We start from the raw sequence: 16,348 nt of genomic DNA on the forward strand, positions 1-16,348 counted from the left end.
GTCCCCGCCTCCTGGGCCGGGGTGCGGACGCGCCGGCACACGCCGGTACCCCGGCGCCCCGGAGGGACGGCCAGCCCGGGGGGCCAGACCCCGGCGCTGGCCGCTGACGAGGCCCGGCTGGTCATGCGCCCTCCGAGCAGGTCGGGGTGCGCCCGACCAGGTAGGTGCTCGTGCCGAGGATGTTGCCCGGAGAGATGAAGAGCACAGGGACGGAATCCAGGACGTTCGAGACGTGCGCGCCGCCTGAGCCGCCCCCGTCCGCAGCCAACAGATCAGCGGCGCTCCGCTGCGAGTGCGGGAGGACGACGACCTCGGCGTCTGGCTCGGCCAGGCGGGTCGCCGCGACGAGGCTGTCCAGCGCCTCGGCGGTCGTCGCGCCCTCGTACGAAGAGACGTAGATCGTGCAGGAGGTGGAGGGCTCCGCCTGTGCGGGCGGTGCGGCACACCCGGTGAGGGCCAGCATCGCGGCGGCGGCTGCGAGGGCGGGGAAGGTTCGGGTGTTCATGTCATTTCCTTTCATCGGTGGTTGCTGAGCGCGGAGTCTTTGGGAGGGCGTCACGCAGGATGCGCAGGGCCATCGCGTGCTTACAGGGGCGGGTGCGCCGGGCCGTGTAGACGGCGGAGGGGCACGAGCAGGTCCACGAGCGGCCTTGGAGCCGGACGCGGTACGTCCCGCTGCTGCCCATGACCTCGGCCTCGGTGACATCGCCAAGGCGAGTGACCTCCATGCGGGTGAGGGCATCGAGCAGGGCATCGCTGGCATTTGTGTAGGTGGTCATCGGGCCACCCCCACGCGCTGCCGGGCGGGCGAGTCACCCGAGACACGCTGGGCACTGTGTGCGGGGGTATAGGCACCCGTAGAGCCAGTTTCAGCCCCCTCCAGCCCCTCCAGAGGCCCGAAATCACCGGAATCCTCCGTCACGTACTCACTCCAGGGTGTCTCAGGTGTCTCACCTGCATTCAGGTGGTATTCCCCCTGGTCAGAAGGCATTTCTCCCTGAGACACCCTGGTGTCTCGGTGGTGTCTCACGGTGTCTCGGCCTGAGTCACCCTGTGCCACCCCTGAGACACCCCGGTGTCTCACCTCTGTGGCCTCTCCCAGAGCGTCCGTGTGCAGATGCAGCACCCGGCGCTGTCGGCCCTGGAGACGCACCCGGACGCCCGTCTTTCCGCTCGGGTCATGGCTCTGGAGCAGGCCGCCGTCCGACAGGCGCGACCGCAGGGCCTCCAGATCGATGCTCAGCCCCTCGCCCGCGCTCTTCGCAGCGGTGTACGCCGATTCGGGATCGAGCCAGAGGTCTTCCCCTTCGGTCCAGCCGATCCGAGCGCCCATGTCCGTCATCAGCCCGTCACGGGAGCGCCAGCCCCACGCGCCGGGGTCGGATGCCGGGCAGCCGCCGTCGCGAGCGGCGACGTGCGCACGCCCCGAAGCGACGGCTGAGCCGATCAGCACCAGGAAGCGCTTGGCCGGGTCGGTCTCGCCCACGGCGGCATTCGCAGCCTCCGCAGCGGCCAGCAGCGCCGTCCACCCACGCTCCCAGAGTCGGTCGCGCTGCTCATCGGTGATCGCGCCGACCTCGACGGCGAACCGGAGCCAGACCTTCCAGCCCCATGCGAGCGAGGCGATGCCGGTGGCCGTGCGGCGGTGCAGAGCGGAGACCTGGCCGCGCAGCGCGGCAATCTCCTCGCTTCGGCGTCCGCGCACGTCATCGAGATGAGGGGCCAGCCAGCGCAGGTACGCCGCGAGGGCGGCGGCGTAGGTTCCTCCGGCGGCGTGCTGCTGAGCGCTGCTGAGTGCATCCCAGTCCACGTCGCCCCGTCGAGCCTCCAGCGCCATCATGCGGGCTCGGAGGCTCTGCCCGCGCGGCACCTCCTCGCCTGTCACCAGGATCATCCCGCGAGCCGGGCGAGCGGCCCGCAGAGTGCCGTCCTTCGCCATGCGACCACGACCCGAGCCATTGCCCGCGCCACGGATGAGACGGTCAGCAGCACCATGCAGCCGGTCAGCATCGCGAGGCGACCCAGCGGCCACGAAATCATCCACCGTCAGGAGCGCGTCGGCGGCGAGGAACGCCTGCTCTTCAAGGGAGTTCGCGGTGCTCGACCAGGATGCCGGGAGCGACCGAGCGTCCATGACCGAGCCGTAGTGCTGCTGCGCGAGCGCGGCCAACTCGGACTTGCCGATGCCCGTCTGCCCGTGCAGGCCCACGGCCATGTCCACTCCGCCGAGAGGTGCGCGGACGACCGCTGCGAGCAGCGGCAGCGTGATCCGGTCGGGGGCCACGTCGAGCATGCCGAGCGACGCGCGCACGTCCTCGACGCCGCCGGGCTTCGGCAGTGTGTAGCCGCCGAGGGTGCCGTGGAGATCGACCTCCACGCCGTCCACGGGGCCATGCGCTCCGATGGCGCCGCCCGCGTGCAAGTAGGTCCACTGGCCGTCGATCTGCCGCCAGCCGGTCTGACCCAGCACGCGGACCTCGGCAGGCTCCGAAACAGCCTGGATCGCTGCCCTGGTGTGGTCCTTGGCCCCACGGCTGGCCTCGACAATCGCACTGGGGCCGAGTTCCGGCACCACCCAGTCCATCCGAGAGAACTCGGACGCGGAGATGCTCGCCGTGCGCTTCCGCCGGGCCACGGTCGCTTCGATGTCGAGACGGCGCTGCACCTCGGCACCGTCGTCCACCTCGGTCGAGGCGACGATGCGCGCCGTGAAGTTCGTCAGACGCGTAGCGGTGACCTCGACCTCGCCGTCGCGCCCCTCTCGCTCTCGCACCAGGTACAGCCCACTCTCGCGTGCCTCGTACCAGGTCCCGGCCCCACCAGCGGTCGCCGTCGTGGTCGGCTCCTCCTCGGTGGGCGGCTGCATTCCGGCAGCGGCCATAATCTCGTCAGGCTTCACCATCAGACCCACACCTCCAGCACGCGCGTCGTCTCGGCCTCGCCCATACCCGCTGCCTTCGCTGCGGCGCTGATCGCTCCATGCGCCCTGGCAGCGGGCAGACCGGGGATCGCCAGAGCGGCCTCGTGCTGCTCGCGCACGACGCGCGTCCGGTCTCCCGCAGGGGCGTCCAGCACTGCCTGCACGCAGGCGCGGAGAGCCGAGTAGGTGTCCGCGTCGGATTGCCAGGACTCAGACCCCGAGGGGCGCGACGGCTTCGGGCACTGGGGCACTTCCGGAGGTGCGGGCGCAGGCGCAGGCACGTCCCAGGGCTCGAAATCACGGATTTCGAGATTCAGCGCGACGGCGATTCGTAGTGCCGAGCACCCACCCGAGCAGCGCCGAATCCGTACCCGCTGGCGATCCTCGGACAGTGCGAGCGTGGTGCTCGCGTAGTTGGCTTCGGAGTCGCTCTCGAAGAGCCCACTGGGGCGCTCTTCTGCATCGCAGCCGGGGCACGGCAGCGTGTAGCCCCTATCGCACGGCGTGAGGTCATGCCCTGCCCTCGCGATTCGGCGCAGCAAGGGGTGCGACCACGGGTCGGGGATGCTCATGGTCAGCCCTCGATGGTCTGTGCATGAGCCTCTGCCCACGCGGCCAGGTCGCTCACGCGGTAACGGACGAGCCTCCCGACGCGCACACAGGCCGGGCCTCGTCCCTGACAGCGCCAGCGGCGCAATGTGTATTCGCTCATTCCGAGCCACGCGGCGGCTTCGTGACCGCTCAGAAGTGCGTCGTGCGGCGCTCCAACGAGGGCGTGTGTTTCTTCCTGTTTCATACCTCCAGGAAAAGCCTTTTGACCAGGCAAAACAACTGCTTCACTAAGCCGAGAGGCGCGTTACTCTTGCATTCTTTGGGTGCTTCACTAAGACAAAATGCCTGGAGAATAGGGCATTCGTCTATCAATCGAAATTCTTGAAAAACTTCCCAGGTGCAGGGTTATTCGGGCGGGCTACAGACGTGGTTTCGCAAGGACTCGCGCCGTCCCTGCAACCCGCAGCGTCAGGGGCACCACTTTTTGCCGGGGTTTGGCGTCCCGTCCCAGCACGACACGCGCACGGCCCTACGTAGTTGATTTGAACCCACATAAGATCTACGCTCTAGATATGAGCGAGAAGACGGTGACGAAGCGCCGGGCAGCCACGACGCGGCTGCTCCCCGGCCAGACCAGCATCGACCGAACGACGCCGACCTGGCGGGCAGACGTCGCTGCATACGTGCTCGACTGGAGCACGCGCCTGCACGACGGACGCCTGGTACGGCGGAGGACCCAGGGACCTACGAAGGGCGAGTGCCGCGCTCGCGCCCGGCGCACCGCTGAGCGCCTGCTCACCACCAGTGCAGACTCCACCTGGGGGCCAGGTGACGCCATCACTGCCTACATCGAGCGCGAGACAGTGCCCAGGATCGAGCAGGCGGAACTCGCACCGAACTCGGTCAGTCGATACCTGCTCGTCGCCCGCCTCTTGGCCGGGAGATGCGATAGCGCGGAGCACCAGCACCGCGAGACGCTGCGTGGGTACTCCATCCTGGACGCAGCCAAGACAAAGCGGCTCGTGGCTGTCCTACAAGACATTGCCCGGACCCACGGTCGTGAGACCGCGCACCAGTCACGTTCTGTGCTCAGCAAGTATGTCTTGGACCCGCTGGCCGACCACGAGGAGATCATCGCTGCAAACCCCCTTCGTGGCAGGCAGATCGACTTGCACAGCGAGCACAAGGGCAACGGAGGGCAGAGGGACACGGAAAAGGCGCTCAGCCATGCCGAGTATTGGCAGATCGTGGACAACCTCCTGGAGCGCGGCACAGACGCTCCTACGGACCCGAACAAGCCCAGGCCCAAGCACCCGGCCCGCAACTCTCGGTACTCCCCCGCAAAGTGGCGCTGTGCCCGCGACCTGATCCTGCTCCAGGCCGGGACCGGCCTCCGAGCCTCGGAGGCGACAAGCCTCAGGTGGGCGGAGGTCGAGGACGACGGCGAGACGATGATCGTGCCTGTCCCTGCCGAGCGCTCTAAGACGCGGGCTCCGCGCCGTGCGGCGGTGGTGGGCGAGATCGCAGCGCACCTCCGACAGCGACACACGGAGCGACCAGACGACGTGTACGTCGTCTCGGCCCCGGCGGATGGCGGGAAGATTTGGGAGCCCAGGGCGAGGGACAAGGCTACGTCGGCGCTGTACGTCGAGATGGCCGACACCCTCGGGATCGAACTGCTGCGGAGGTCGTTCCGTGGCCATGGCTGGAGGACCACGTTGAACAGCCTCACCGCTGATTCCGTGCCTGTCGAAGTCCGCGCCGCGCTGCTCGGCCACACCGAGCAGGTCAACCGGGCTCACTACTTGGATTTGACCGACTTGACCTCTGTCGCCCGAGCGATGGCCCGCAAGCCGCACCTGAGGGCGGTCTGAGGGCGATTTCCTATCCCTAGCGCGTAGGTTAGCGCGTAGGTGGCCGATTCTAGGGACATGACGAAGGCCCCCTGATCAGCGTTTCCGCTGGTCAGGGGGCCTTTCTTGGTAGCGGGGGCAGGATTTGAACCTGCGACCTCCGGGTTATGAGCCCGGCGAGCTACCGAGCTGCTCCACCCCGCGTCGGTAGATCCAAGATTACGGGACCCTGAGCGAAAGACCAAATCGCCTCGGGCGCCAAGCCGCGGGTTGAGGTGGCGGGTGGTGAGAGGTCGGCCCCGATCACGGCGCCTTGGTGGCGAGCCCCTGCGGTGAGGCCTTGACGGCCCGCTCGAGCGCGCTCTTCAGCTTGGCCTGCGCCTCACCGTAAGCCGCGAAGTCGCCCCTCTTGAGCGCTTCCTCCCCGGCGGTGTAGGCAGCCTCGGCGTCCTTGAGGGCGGCAGCGAGCGCGACCTGGTCGGGGGTGCCCGTGGTGGTCGGCTTCGGGGTCGGCGTCGTCGTGGCCCCACCGGTCGGCGTTGCCGGGTTCGGCGGCGAGACGGCGCCCGTGTCTCCCGCTTCGGCGCCGGAGGATCCGCCGAAGAGGTCGTTGAGGGCCCCGTCGAGGGAGCTCGCCCAGGCGATCTTGGCCCCGAACGACACGGCGATGGCCGAGAGCAGGGGGTAGGACCCGCTGGCCTTGGCCTGCACGTAGATCGGCTGGACGTAGAGCAGCCCCCCACCCACGGGTAGCGTCAGCTGGTTGCCGAAGATGACCGTCGAGGCCCCCTGGCTTCCGGTCGTGGTGATGAACTGGGCCAACGTCAGGCCGCCGAGAGATGCGTCCTTGGAGGTCTGACCCGATGTTCGCATGTCGTTGAACACCTGACCGGGCCCGCTGACGGTACCGCCCGTCGTCTCGAGCAGGCGGAGGCTCCCGTAGTCGGGAGACTTCTTACCCGTGGTCGAGCCGGCGTCACCGTCGGCCGCGAGGTATCCGGTCAGCACGTTGCGGTCTCCCGCCGGCATGAAGGTCGAGGTCAGCGAGAACGACGGCTTCTTCGTTCCGGGCATCGCCAGCGACAGGTAGTAGGGCGGCTGGCTGAGGGAAACACCCGCCTGGGTCGGGTCGTCGGGCACCTGCCAGAACGTCTGCCCGGTGAAGAAGGTCGCCGCGTCGGTCTCGTGGTACTTCGAGAGCAGCGTGCGCTGGAGCTTGAAGAGGTCTTCGGGGTAGCGCAGGTGCTGCATCAACGCGCCGTTGATGGCCGACAGCGGCTTCACGGTGCCGGGGAAGATCGACATCCAGGCCTTGAGCACCGGGTCGGTCGGGTCCCATTCGTAGAGATTGACGGTGCCGTCGTAGGCGTCGACGGTGGCCTTGACCGAGTTGCGCACGTAGTTGACCTGCCCGGCCTGGACCGCCCGAACCGACTCTCTCGTGCGCGTCACCGCGTCCTCGGTGACCACGTTGAGGGTCGTCATCTGCGAGTAGGGGTAGGACGCCGAGGTGGTGTAGCCGTCGAGGATCCAGAGCACCTTGCCGTCGACGACAGCCGGGTAGGCGTTGCCGTCCAGGGTGAGCCATGGGGCCACCCGTTGGACTCGCTCACGGGGGGTGCGGTGGTCGAGGATCTTCGAGTCGGCGGTCACCGCGTCGGACAGGATGAAGTTGAGCTCCTTGTACGTGACCGCGTAGGCGAGCCGGTTGATCCCGCCGAGCGGCACCCCGCCCCTGCCGTCATACGTGTTGGTGATCTCTCCCGTGCCGGTGGGGTCGGGGTAGTCGAACTCCTTCTTGCCGCCTCCGACGATCGAGTACTCCGGCGAGTTCTCGCCGAAGTAGATCCGCGGCTGGTACGGGTCGAGCGCTCCCTTCCGGCCGATCTGCCCCTCGAAGAAGGTGGGCCGCCCATCGTCGTCGCGGGTGTTGCCCTTGGCCGCGACGACCCCATAGCCGTGGGTGTAGACCGTGTGGTCGTTGAGCCAGTTGCGCTGCCCCTCCGGGATGCCGGTCAGGTCGATCTCGCGGGCCGCGATGACCGTGTCGGTCAGCGTCCCGTCGATCATGTAGCGGTCCACGTCGAGCACGTCGGGGAACTGGTAGTAGCCCTTGCTCGCCTGGAGCTGTTTGAAGGTGGGGCTGACGATGTTCGGGTCGATCAGCCGGATGCCCGGGATCGTCGCCGCGTCGCCGCGCAGCTGGCCCGGCGAGGCCACGGTCTTGGTGTCGTAGGACTGGACCTTGACCTCGTCGAAGCCGTAGGCCGCCCGGGTCGCCTTGATGTTGCGATCGATGTACGGCACCTCGAGCGACTTCTCCGACGGCTTGACCTTGAGCGACTGGACCAGTGCCGGGTAGATCCCTCCGACGGCGATGACGCAGACGATCAGGACGGCCACTCCGACGATCGGCAGCCGCCACGACCGGGTCCAGATGGTGCTGACGAACAGGATCGCACACATGACCGCCGCGACCGCGAGGATCGCCTTGGTCGGGATCACCGCGTGCGCCTCGGTGTACTGGATGCCGGTCATCCGCGTCGACTGGGCCGTCGCGAGGTTGTACCGGTCGATCCAGAAGGCGACGGCGCGCACGAGGACGAGGGCGGCGAGCAGGATCGACAGGTGCACCCGCGCCGCCTGCGTCGAGCGGGTGTGGCCACCGACCACGATGCCGCCGTAGAGGTAGTGGGTGAAGGCGGCTGCGATGATCACTACGACGAGGACCATCGTGAGGAACCCGAGGACGAAGTTGACCCAAGGTAGGGTGAAGACGAAGAAGCCGATGTCGAGGCCGAACTCGGGGTCGTTCTTGCCGAACGACTGCCCGTTGACCCACATCTGGTAGGTCTCCCACTGGGTCGCCGCCGAGAGCCCGGCGAAGAGTCCCAACGCCAGCGGCGCCGCGATGGTCGCGGTCCGTCGCATCGGTTCGACGAGCTCTCGGTAATGCTCCATCGCCTGCGTCTCAGGTGAGGGCGCGTAGATCGGCCGGACCCGGTAGGCGATGTGGATGCTCGACCAGGCGAGGGCGGCCATGATGAGCCCGCCGACGATCCCGAGCAGCAGCCGGGTGACGATCTGGGTACGGAAGACGCCGACGAAGTCGACGGACTCGTACCAGAGGACCTCGGTCCAGAACTGGGCGACGATCGTCAGCACGAGGATGACCGCAGCCCCGATGACCAGGGCAGTGATGAGCGGGCTGCGCGAGGGCCGAGGGGCCACCGCGGCAGGTGACGCGCCGCCCGATCCGCGGTCGCCGGAGGAACCCCTGCCGGGGCTGAAGTCGCTGTCGCTCACGGTGTGGCTGCCTCAGGGTAGCGCTGACGGTACGCGGCAACGATAACCCGACCCAAGGGAGACTCCGTCCCGGCCGTGCCCCTGACGACGGTGGGGGGCCGCGCGATGGGTCACCATGGTCGGGTGCAGTCGACACCCACAACGGACCCCCTCGCCCTCGTCGCCCTCGACACGGAGCGCCACGTCGCCGTTCGGGGCTGGGACCAGCCGGCCCGGCTCTTCGCGCTCGTCCGGACCGATGCGCTCCTCGCCCGGGAGCCACACCTTCGCGCGCAGATGCGCGAGGCCGACCTCGCCCCCGGCTCGTTCACCGCCGTCGAGCAGGAGGGCCTTGAAGCGACGAGCTCCGTCGAGACCCTCATCGGTCGGATCGCCTGGCCGGACGAGGTCGACGGCTGTGCCTTCGCCGTCGAGCGGATGGTCGTGCCGCCCGAGGCGGAGCGCGACCTTCCCACCCGCCCCGACGAGGCGGTCGAGGCCCTCGCATCGCACCCGTCCCGTCAGGACGTGCGCCTGCTCACCGCGGTGCTGCGTGACGGACGGGCGATCTGTCTGCTGCGGCAGCGCGCCCACGACTCCGACGACGCCGTCGCGACCGGACCCGACATCGCCCCGGGCCTCGTCGCCGCCCTCCAGGCGACCTTCGAGCCCTGACCTGCTGCTCTCAGCAGTGCGGCAGGCCACCAGCGGCGCCGCGAGCGATGGCCTCGACGGCGCTGACCGCCTCGTCGAAGGTGCTCACCTTGACCACCTGGAGACCGTCCGGCACGTGCCCCACGACCCCGGGGCAGTTCGCCGCCGGTGCCAGGAAGTAGGTGGCGCCGGCGTCCTTGGCCGCGATCAGCTTCTGGTGGATGCCACCGATCGGTCCGACCTGCGCCTGCTCGTCGATCGTGCCCGTGCCCGCTACGGCGTGATCCCCCGTCAGGGAGCCGGGAGTCAGCTTGTCGTAGATCGCCAGCGCGAACATCAGCCCGGCCGAGGGGCCGCCCACGTCGCCGGCGTTGATCGTCACGGTCACCGGGAAGTCGTGCTCGACGCCGAGCAGCACGCCGATCGCCGTCCGCCCCCCGCTCCCGCTGATGGTCGGGACCTCGACGGTCCGGTGCGCGCCGGCCCGGATGATCTCGATCGCCACGGGGTCCCCGGGCTCGACGCCCTGGAGCGCGTCCCGAATCGTCTTGGGGTCGCTCGCCGCCACCCCGTCGACGCTCACGAAGCGGTCCCCGGGCTTGAGCAGGTCCTTGGCCTTGGACGAGTCGAGCACTTGTGCGACGACGACATACGTCGGCACCGTCTCACCGACAGCACGCAGCGCGACAGCCTTGGCCTCCTGCTGGGAGCCCTGCATCTGGATCGTGAGTTCCTCGGCAACCTCCTGCTTGCTCGCGTCCGGGTCGATGATCTGGTCCACGGGGTAGATGTCGCGGGCGGGGTCGACCCAGGCACCCAGCAGGTCCCACGCGTCGACGCGGTACCCGGGCCCTCCCTTGACGAGGATGGTGAGAAAGCGCAGGGAGCCCTCGGTCGGGTAGGTCCGGCGACCCTGCACGACGATGACGGGCTTCGTCGTGCCGTTCAGCCGCTCCTCGCCGAGGGCGTTGAAGGTCGGCCCCGGACTCAGGATCGCGTAGGGCAGCGGCACGACAGACCCGACCACGACCGCCGAGAGGGCAAGGAAGAAGACGACGAGAACGGCGACGTGCCGGCGCCCCAGTCTCGCCGCGGGAGCGTCCCCGGCGGCTGGGTCGCCGGGAGCGCTCTCGTCGGCACCAGGCCCCCCGTCCCCGGCAGGACCGGCAGGTGCCGTCACGGCAGGCCGACCCACTCGTCCACGCCGTCGGTGAACCGCTGGTGCTTCCAGATCGGCAACGTCGACTTGAGCTCGTCGATGAGGGCCTGGCACACCTGAAACGCCTCCGCCCGGTGCTCGGCGCTCACACCCACCACGACGGCCAGGTCACCGATGGCCAGCGCACCCACCCGGTGGAGCACCCCGATCCGAACCGTGCGACCCTGCCCGTCGAGACGCTCGGCGAGCTGTCTGGTCCGGTCGCCGGCCTGCGGGTGCGCCGAGTAGTCCAGGCGCTCGACCCCCTTGCCGTGGTCCGCGTCGCGGACCGTGCCGACGAAAAGGCAGATCCCCCCTGCCCGCGGGTCGGAGACGCTGCGGAACACCTCGTCGACGGACAGGGGCGTCTCACGGATCTCGGCCAGGGTGACGGTCACAGACGTCATCGTATGTGGCGTGGCCCCGGCGCCCGGACCCGCGCCTCCTGCCGGGGCGGCGCCCCGGGTAGGACTCGGCGCCGCTCGGGGGAACTCTGCGGGTCGTTCCGTGGTTGTCTTGGATCAGGAACCATATCCACCGAGGAGCACCATGGCAGACGACCGCGACCCCGCACCGTGGGACGCCGGCGACGACGAGCCCTTCCACTTCCCTCCGGGGTTCGACCCGAGCGACCTCGGGGCGATGCTCGAGCACGTCCTCGGTGAGTCCGCCAAGAACCCGGAGCTCGCCGATCTCATGCGCTCGATGGGAGTCGACCCCGACGACCCCCGTACCAAGGCCGCGATGCAGGCCCAGCTGCGGACCTTCATGCAGGCGCAGCAGTCCCCGACCGGTGCGCTCCAGCTCGCCGTCGAGACCGCCCGCCGCCACGTCATGACCGCCGAGGGCAACGACGTCCACGATGCCGCGGCCGCACGAGCAGTGCGCGACGCGGTCCAGGTCGCGACGCTCTGGCTGGACGAGCAGACCACCCTGTCCGCGCCACAGTGGCGAGCGGCCGGGCTGAGCCGCGCCGAATGGGTGGAGTCCACGATGCCTCGCTGGTTCGAGCTCGTCGAGCCGGTCTCCGACGGCGTCACCGCGGCGACGTCGGCCGCCCTGCGCAAGCAGATGGGCGAGTTCGGCCCGGGCGCATTCGGTGACGAGACCCCACCGGGACTGCCCCCGGGGTTCGACCCCACGAAGATGCTCGAACAGTGGGCGCCGATGCTGGGCAACCTGAGCCGGCAGATGTTCGCCGCGCAGCTCGGCCAGGCCGTCGGCACGCTCGCCACGGAGGTCGTGACCGGCACCGAGGTGGGCCTGCCGATCACCGAGCCCGGCCTGGTCGCGCTGCTGCCGGGCAACGTCCACGCCCTGTCGGAGTCACTCGAGATCGACGAGACCCAGGTGCGGCTCTACCTCGCGGTCCGCGAGGCCGCCCGCGTCCGGCTCTTCTCGGAGGTGCCCTGGCTCGGACCGCAGCTGCTCGCCGCCGTCTCGGAGTACGCCCGCAACATCACGATCGACACCGACGCGATCGAGTCCGCCCTGACCAGCGTCGACCCGAGCGACCCGGAGGCGCTGCGCGCAGCGCTGCAGGGCAACCTGTTCACCCCCTCGCCGACCCCCGCCCAGCGGGTCGCCCTGGGGCGTCTCGAGACGCTCCTGGCACTCGCCGAGGGCTGGGTCGACCACGTCACCGCGCGTACGACGGTGCGACACCTGCCGCAGTCGGCGGCGCTCGCCGAGACAATCCGGCGGCGACGGGTGGGAGGTGCCGCGCAGCGCACCTTCGCCGGCCTCGTCGGTCTCGAGCTGCGGCCCCGACGCCTCCGCGATGCGGCCAACCTCTGGGCCGCCCTCGAGGATGCCGGCGGCGCCACCCTGCGCGACGGCCGGTGGGCACACCCCGATCTCGCCCCGACGGCTGCCGACCTCGACGACCCCATCGGCTTCGTCGAACGTGCCACCGGCCACGCCGAGGAGCCCGGGACCGGCGACGGGCTCGGCGCCGACCTCGACTCCGTGCTGCGCGGAATCCTCGAGGAGGCGGCCCAGTCCGAGGCGCCCGGAGCAGCGCCCGGCGACGAGCCCGAGCCTGGTGACGAGCCCGACTCCGACACCTCCGATGGGGCGGGCGACGCCCCACGGTGAACCGGCCCGCAGGAGCGAGCACAGCGGCATACACCCGTTTGTGCTCCGACGCCGCGAGCCTGCTGATGCGCTGGGACCCACCCGATTCCGGGCAGACCCGTCTGCGGGACGAGTTCCTCACGCATCTCGAGCGGGGCGGGTCGAGCCTGCGCCGCGACGGCCACCCAGCCCACCTCACCGCAGGAGTCGTCGTCCTCGACCCGGGACTGCGCTGGGTCCTGCTGACCCACCATCGCAAGGCCGGGGCGTGGTTCCAGTTCGGTGGCCATCTGGAGTCGGGCGACGACACCGTCCACGCTGCCGCGGCCCGGGAGGCCGGTGAGGAGAGCGGCCTGGCCGACCTCGACGTGCGCCCGGGCGTCGTGCACCTCGACCGCCACGTGCTGCCCGCCTCCTTCCGGCCGTGCCGCGAGCACCTCGACGTGCGCTTCGCCGCCATTGCGCCGACCATGGGCAGGCCCAGCGTCGGCGACGAGTCGACCGACGTTCGGTGGTGGCCGGTCAACGGTCTCCCTCCCGGAGCGGCAGCCGACCTCGGGGCGCTCGTTGCCGCCGCCACAGCCCACCTTCGCGCCGAGCCGGCACCAGCGGCGGGCGTGCCGTGCTGTTGACCACGCCTGGGTGCGTGGCCAAAGCCCCGTCCGGAGGGACGCGCCCACGCACGACCGATCACGGTTTCGTGCTCAGCGTGCCTTAGGGTTGTCCAAGTCCCGCACCCGTCCGATGGGTGCCAGCAACAAGGAGACGCCAATGACTGACGAGACATACAAGGGCGAGTTCTACTGCGTCAAGTGCAAGGAGAAGCGCGAGGCGGAGGGCAGGGTCGTCGTGTCCGAGAACGGCCGCCGGATGGCCAAGGGCCAGTGCCCCGTGTGCGGCACCAACCTCAACCGCATCCTCGGCAAGGCCTGAAGGGTTCGACGGCGTCTCGATCGTCGGAGGGGCGGGATCCGGTCGCGGTTCCGCCCCTCTGCCCGTCCCCGGCCTGTGGATGACGCCGACGACCGGCTCGCCTGACCTGCCAGTCTGATGGCTCAGAGCCGACTCTTCAGCCATCCGGGAGCGCCCATGTCCGACCGACCTCGTCTCAAACCCTGGCTGCGGCCGATCATGAGAGGCGGCCACGAGGTCCAGTTCGGCTTCGCCGACGACGGCATCATCGTCACCGGCGTCACACCCGCCGAGGCCGGGCTGCTGCGGTCGTTGGACGGCAGCCGCTCTCGGGCACAGACCTTCGGCGACGCCCGTGACGCCGGGGTCACCGTCACCCGGTGGCGCGAGCTGCTCGATCTCGTGGTCCGGCTCGACCTGCTCGAGCCGGAGCCTCGACACCCGCACGTCGCACCGGGCCGGCATGTGCTCGTCGACGGCGCCGGACCACTCGCCCTCGAGGTGGGGCTCCTGCTCGGCCGGCTCGGGGTGACCCGCGTGACGCAGGGCGGGACCGCCGTCGACCTCGTCCTCGCCGACCCGGCCCGCGACCGGCCCGACCTCGTGCTCCTGGTCGGCGCGCAGGCCCTCGACCCCCGCTGTGCCGAGGTGTGGTTCCACCACCGGGTGCCGCACCTGCCGGTCGTGCCACATGGCTGTGCCGTGTCCATCGGCCCCGTCGTCGGGGGTGAGGCGTCGAGTCCCTGCTTGTGGTGCGTCGACCTGCACCGGACCGACCGAGACCAGGCCTGGGGTGCGGTCGTGCACCAGCTCGCGGGCGACCAGCCCCAGGTGACACCCGGGACTCATCCGCCGGAGCTGCTGGCTCCAGGTGCCGTGCCCTTCGTCGCCGGCGGGGTGGCCCTGCTCGTCCTCGGGGTCCTCTCGGGGCAGGTACCGCCGGTGGGGCTCACCCTCGAGGTGCGAGCCCCGTGGCCGCGCGTCGACCATCGCCGCTGGACACGCCACCCTCGGTGCCACCACCACGGCGGGGAGGAGGTCGGGGTCGCCTGACCCGACGCGGCGTGGCCGCTGCCCGACGCGGTGACGTGCGTCACGTGTTCTAGGCTCGGTTGGTGAGGACCAGCAGAGCCGCCGAGATCGGGGTGTGGACACATGACTGACCTGCCCCGGCGTGCGGTGGTGCGGTCCGCCAAGCTCGCGACCGTGCCGCTCGGGTTCGCGGGGCGCACCGCGTTGGGCATCGGCAAACGGCTGGGCGGCCGTCCGGCCGAGGTGGTGACCGCAGAGCTGCAGGCCCGCACCGCGCAACAGCTCTTCCAGGTCCTCGGCGAGCTCAAGGGGGGTGCCATGAAGTTCGGTCAGGCCCTCTCGATCTTCGAGGCGGCCCTGCCCGAGGACCTCGCCGGACCCTACCGGGCGATGCTGACCAAGCTGCAGGACAGCGCACCCCCGATGCCGACCACCTCCGTGCACCGGGTGCTCGCCGAGGATCTCGGGGCGGGCTGGCGAGACCGCTTCCAGCACTTCGACGACGCACCGGCAGCCAGCGCCTCGATCGGCCAGGTGCACCACGCCGTGTGGGCGGACGGGCGCGAGGTGGCCGTCAAGATCCAGTACCCCGGCGCGGCCACAGCCCTGATGAGCGACCTGCGCCAGATCTCACGGGTCACGCGGGTCGCGGCAGGCTGGGTCCCGGGCATCGAGCTCGGGCCGATCCTCGACGAGCTGCGTGACCGGATGGCCGAAGAGCTCGACTACCGCCTCGAGGCCGACGCGCAGGAGACCTTTGCCGAGGCCTTCGCCGACGACCCGCAGTTCCTCGTGCCGCACGTCGTCGAGGGCCACCGCAGCGTCATCGTCTCGGAGTGGCTCGAGGGCGTCCCGCTCTCGCACCTCATCGCCGAGGGTACTCAGGCGGAACGCGACCGCGCCGCCCAGCTCTACCTCGAGTTCCTCTTCGCCGGGCCGTCGCGAGCCGGGCTGCTGCACGCCGACCCGCATCCGGGCAACTTCCGGATCACCCCGGACGACCGGCTCGGCGTCATCGACTTCGGCGCGGTCAAGCGGCTCCCCGACGGGATGCCGCCGGAGATCGGCCAGCTGCTCACGATCGGGCTCGAGGGGGGCGCGGAGGCGCTGCTCGACGGGCTGCGCGACACCGGCTTCGTCCGGCCCTACATCGACCTCGACCCGCAGGCGCTGCTCGAGTTCCTCGAACCGTTCCTGGCGCCCCTACGGATAGACACGTTCACCTTCAGCCGGGCCTGGCTGCGCAGTGTCTTCACCCACATCAACGACCCACGGCAACCGAACTTCGCGGTCGCCTACAAGCTCAACCTGCCACCGGAGTACCTGCTGATCCATCGGGTGTGGGGTGGCGGCATCGGTGTGCTGAGCCAGCTCGGTGGCACCGTGCGGGGCCGTGAAGCGGTCAACGCCCACCTGCCCGGCGCGCACCTGCCCCCGCTCGGCCCCTGACGCCGGCCCTCGGCTCGCCCCGCACGGGCCGGCCCGGGCCTGCGGTTGACGCTCCCGAACAGACGGAACCGCGGGCGACTTCTCACGTCACCCGCGGTTCGCTGGCTGGATTGGAATGGACTGGTTCTGGCTCGCTCCTCGGGGCGGTGCGTCACTGGTCGGCGTGACGACGGCTGCGGCGGATCTCCAGGGTGATCAACCGGGCGCTGCGGCGGATTCCGCTGCGGTCGCGTCGGTGGATGCGCTGGTCGATTCGGTCGCGGGCCAGCAGTTCGAGCTGGTGCATCGCTGTCTCCTGACGGAATGGTCCTGGTCTGTTCGGTTCGGTCACGGATGGTCGCGCCGGCGCGCTCATACCTTCTGTCGCGCCTCTTCCCGCCGCTGCGGGCCTCCCTCGCCGGCGCTCGGTCGGGTCCT

Annotated in this window: 16 protein-coding genes and 1 tRNA gene; 7 read left to right on the top strand and 10 right to left on the bottom strand. The window is 70.0% G+C overall.

Annotation, left to right across the window (positions count from 1 at the left end; genetic code table 11):
* Positions 1 to 121 precede the first annotated feature (121 nt).
* The 5 genes from L0H79_RS13370 to L0H79_RS13390 form a co-directional block, all read right to left on the bottom strand.
* A complete protein-coding gene (locus tag L0H79_RS13370; protein ID WP_301485115.1) occupies positions 122 to 505 on the bottom strand; it encodes a hypothetical protein in 384 nt (127 codons plus the stop codon).
* Between the two features lies 1 nt (position 506).
* Positions 507 to 779 (bottom strand): SWIM zinc finger family protein, encoded by a 273-nt coding sequence (locus tag L0H79_RS13375; protein ID WP_301485116.1) that lies wholly within the window; start codon positions 777 to 779, stop codon positions 507 to 509.
* Positions 776 to 2,584: a DUF927 domain-containing protein gene (locus L0H79_RS13380; protein ID WP_367652471.1), complete on the bottom strand. Its 1,809-nt coding sequence runs from the start codon at positions 2,582 to 2,584 to the stop codon at positions 776 to 778. The genes L0H79_RS13375 and L0H79_RS13380 overlap by 4 nt, the downstream gene beginning before the upstream one ends.
* 317 nt (positions 2,585 to 2,901) lie before the next feature.
* Positions 2,902 to 3,492, bottom strand: coding sequence for a hypothetical protein (locus L0H79_RS13385; protein WP_301485117.1), 591 nt, complete (start codon positions 3,490 to 3,492; stop codon positions 2,902 to 2,904).
* A gap of 2 nt (positions 3,493 to 3,494) precedes the next feature.
* On the bottom strand, positions 3,495 to 3,716 hold the full coding sequence (locus tag L0H79_RS13390; RefSeq protein ID WP_301485118.1) for an AlpA family transcriptional regulator: 222 nt from the start codon (positions 3,714 to 3,716) through the stop codon (positions 3,495 to 3,497).
* Positions 3,717 to 4,059: 343 nt separating this feature from the next.
* On the opposite strand from L0H79_RS13390, the gene L0H79_RS13395 reads away from it, so the two are divergent.
* Entirely contained in the window at positions 4,060 to 5,346 is a 1,287-nt protein-coding gene (locus tag L0H79_RS13395; RefSeq protein WP_301485119.1) for a tyrosine-type recombinase/integrase, read from the top strand.
* 106 nt (positions 5,347 to 5,452) lie between these two features.
* Here the strand turns inward: L0H79_RS13395 and L0H79_RS13400 are convergent.
* Together L0H79_RS13400 and L0H79_RS13405 are read right to left on the bottom strand one after the other, a co-directional pair.
* Positions 5,453 to 5,529 (bottom strand) — tRNA-Met (locus tag L0H79_RS13400).
* Positions 5,530 to 5,628: 99 nt separating this feature from the next.
* Positions 5,629 to 8,631, bottom strand: a complete 3,003-nt coding sequence (locus tag L0H79_RS13405; protein ID WP_301485120.1) for a UPF0182 family protein — start codon at positions 8,629 to 8,631, stop codon at positions 5,629 to 5,631.
* A gap of 105 nt (positions 8,632 to 8,736) precedes the next feature.
* On the opposite strand from L0H79_RS13405, the gene L0H79_RS13410 reads away from it, so the two are divergent.
* The gene (locus tag L0H79_RS13410; protein WP_301485130.1) at positions 8,737 to 9,285 is read left to right on the top strand and encodes a PPA1309 family protein; all 549 of its coding nucleotides are present in this window, start codon (positions 8,737 to 8,739) and stop codon (positions 9,283 to 9,285) included.
* A 10-nt stretch (positions 9,286 to 9,295) separates the two neighbouring features.
* Here L0H79_RS13410 and L0H79_RS13415 read toward each other — a convergent pair whose 3' ends face one another.
* Complete coding sequence (locus L0H79_RS13415) at positions 9,296 to 10,444, bottom strand: PDZ domain-containing protein (protein WP_301485121.1); 1,149 nt, start codon at positions 10,442 to 10,444, stop codon at positions 9,296 to 9,298.
* A complete protein-coding gene (locus L0H79_RS13420; RefSeq protein WP_301485122.1) occupies positions 10,441 to 10,869 on the bottom strand; it encodes a molybdenum cofactor biosynthesis protein MoaE in 429 nt (142 codons plus the stop codon). The genes L0H79_RS13415 and L0H79_RS13420 overlap by 4 nt, the downstream gene beginning before the upstream one ends.
* A gap of 142 nt (positions 10,870 to 11,011) precedes the next feature.
* Here L0H79_RS13420 and L0H79_RS13425 point away from each other — a divergent pair, with 142 nt between their 5' ends.
* The 5 genes from L0H79_RS13425 to L0H79_RS13445 all read left to right on the top strand — a co-directional run bounded on the left by L0H79_RS13425 (position 11,012) and on the right by L0H79_RS13445 (position 15,931).
* A complete protein-coding gene (locus L0H79_RS13425) occupies positions 11,012 to 12,559 on the top strand; it encodes a zinc-dependent metalloprotease (RefSeq protein WP_301485123.1) in 1,548 nt (515 codons plus the stop codon).
* A 65-nt stretch (positions 12,560 to 12,624) separates the two neighbouring features.
* Positions 12,625 to 13,170, top strand: a complete 546-nt coding sequence (locus L0H79_RS13430; protein ID WP_301485124.1) for an NUDIX domain-containing protein — start codon at positions 12,625 to 12,627, stop codon at positions 13,168 to 13,170.
* A gap of 139 nt (positions 13,171 to 13,309) precedes the next feature.
* Complete coding sequence (locus L0H79_RS13435) at positions 13,310 to 13,471, top strand: DUF5679 domain-containing protein (protein ID WP_301485125.1); 162 nt, start codon at positions 13,310 to 13,312, stop codon at positions 13,469 to 13,471.
* 156 nt (positions 13,472 to 13,627) lie between these two features.
* Positions 13,628 to 14,503: a hypothetical protein gene (locus L0H79_RS13440; protein ID WP_301485126.1), complete on the top strand. Its 876-nt coding sequence runs from the start codon at positions 13,628 to 13,630 to the stop codon at positions 14,501 to 14,503.
* A gap of 102 nt (positions 14,504 to 14,605) precedes the next feature.
* Positions 14,606 to 15,931, top strand: coding sequence for an AarF/ABC1/UbiB kinase family protein (locus L0H79_RS13445; protein WP_301485127.1), 1,326 nt, complete (start codon positions 14,606 to 14,608; stop codon positions 15,929 to 15,931).
* 151 nt (positions 15,932 to 16,082) lie between these two features.
* On the opposite strand, the gene L0H79_RS13450 is transcribed toward L0H79_RS13445, so the two are convergent.
* Positions 16,083 to 16,217, bottom strand: coding sequence for a hypothetical protein (locus tag L0H79_RS13450; protein WP_301485128.1), 135 nt, complete (start codon positions 16,215 to 16,217; stop codon positions 16,083 to 16,085).
* Between the last annotated feature and the right edge of the window lie 131 nt (positions 16,218 to 16,348).

The organism is Intrasporangium sp. (assembly GCF_030452765.1).
Taxonomy (GTDB): Bacteria; Actinomycetota; Actinomycetes; order Actinomycetales; family Dermatophilaceae; genus Intrasporangium_A.

What these genes read in the sequence shown, in the direction of transcription:
- L0H79_RS13435 (WP_301485125.1), top strand. Translation starts at nt 13,310, where the DNA reads ATGACTGACGAGACATACAAGGGCGAGTTCTACTGCGTCAAGTGCAAG.
- L0H79_RS13450 (WP_301485128.1), bottom strand. Translation starts at nt 16,217, where the DNA reads ATGCACCAGCTCGAACTGCTGGCCCGCGACCGAATCGACCAGCGCATC.
- L0H79_RS13445 (WP_301485127.1), top strand. Translation starts at nt 14,606, where the DNA reads ATGACTGACCTGCCCCGGCGTGCGGTGGTGCGGTCCGCCAAGCTCGCG.
- L0H79_RS13385 (WP_301485117.1), bottom strand. Translation starts at nt 3,492, where the DNA reads ATGAGCATCCCCGACCCGTGGTCGCACCCCTTGCTGCGCCGAATCGCG.
- L0H79_RS13390 (WP_301485118.1), bottom strand. Translation starts at nt 3,716, where the DNA reads ATGAAACAGGAAGAAACACACGCCCTCGTTGGAGCGCCGCACGACGCA.
- L0H79_RS13420 (WP_301485122.1), bottom strand. Translation starts at nt 10,869, where the DNA reads ATGACGTCTGTGACCGTCACCCTGGCCGAGATCCGTGAGACGCCCCTG.
- L0H79_RS13370 (WP_301485115.1), bottom strand. Translation starts at nt 505, where the DNA reads ATGAACACCCGAACCTTCCCCGCCCTCGCAGCCGCCGCCGCGATGCTG.
- L0H79_RS13440 (WP_301485126.1), top strand. Translation starts at nt 13,628, where the DNA reads ATGTCCGACCGACCTCGTCTCAAACCCTGGCTGCGGCCGATCATGAGA.
- L0H79_RS13425 (WP_301485123.1), top strand. Translation starts at nt 11,012, where the DNA reads ATGGCAGACGACCGCGACCCCGCACCGTGGGACGCCGGCGACGACGAG.
- L0H79_RS13380 (WP_367652471.1), bottom strand. Translation starts at nt 2,584, where the DNA reads ATGGACTGGGTGGTGCCGGAACTCGGCCCCAGTGCGATTGTCGAGGCC.
- L0H79_RS13430 (WP_301485124.1), top strand. Translation starts at nt 12,625, where the DNA reads ATGCGCTGGGACCCACCCGATTCCGGGCAGACCCGTCTGCGGGACGAG.
- L0H79_RS13410 (WP_301485130.1), top strand. Translation starts at nt 8,737, where the DNA reads ATGGGTCACCATGGTCGGGTGCAGTCGACACCCACAACGGACCCCCTC.
- L0H79_RS13375 (WP_301485116.1), bottom strand. Translation starts at nt 779, where the DNA reads ATGACCACCTACACAAATGCCAGCGATGCCCTGCTCGATGCCCTCACC.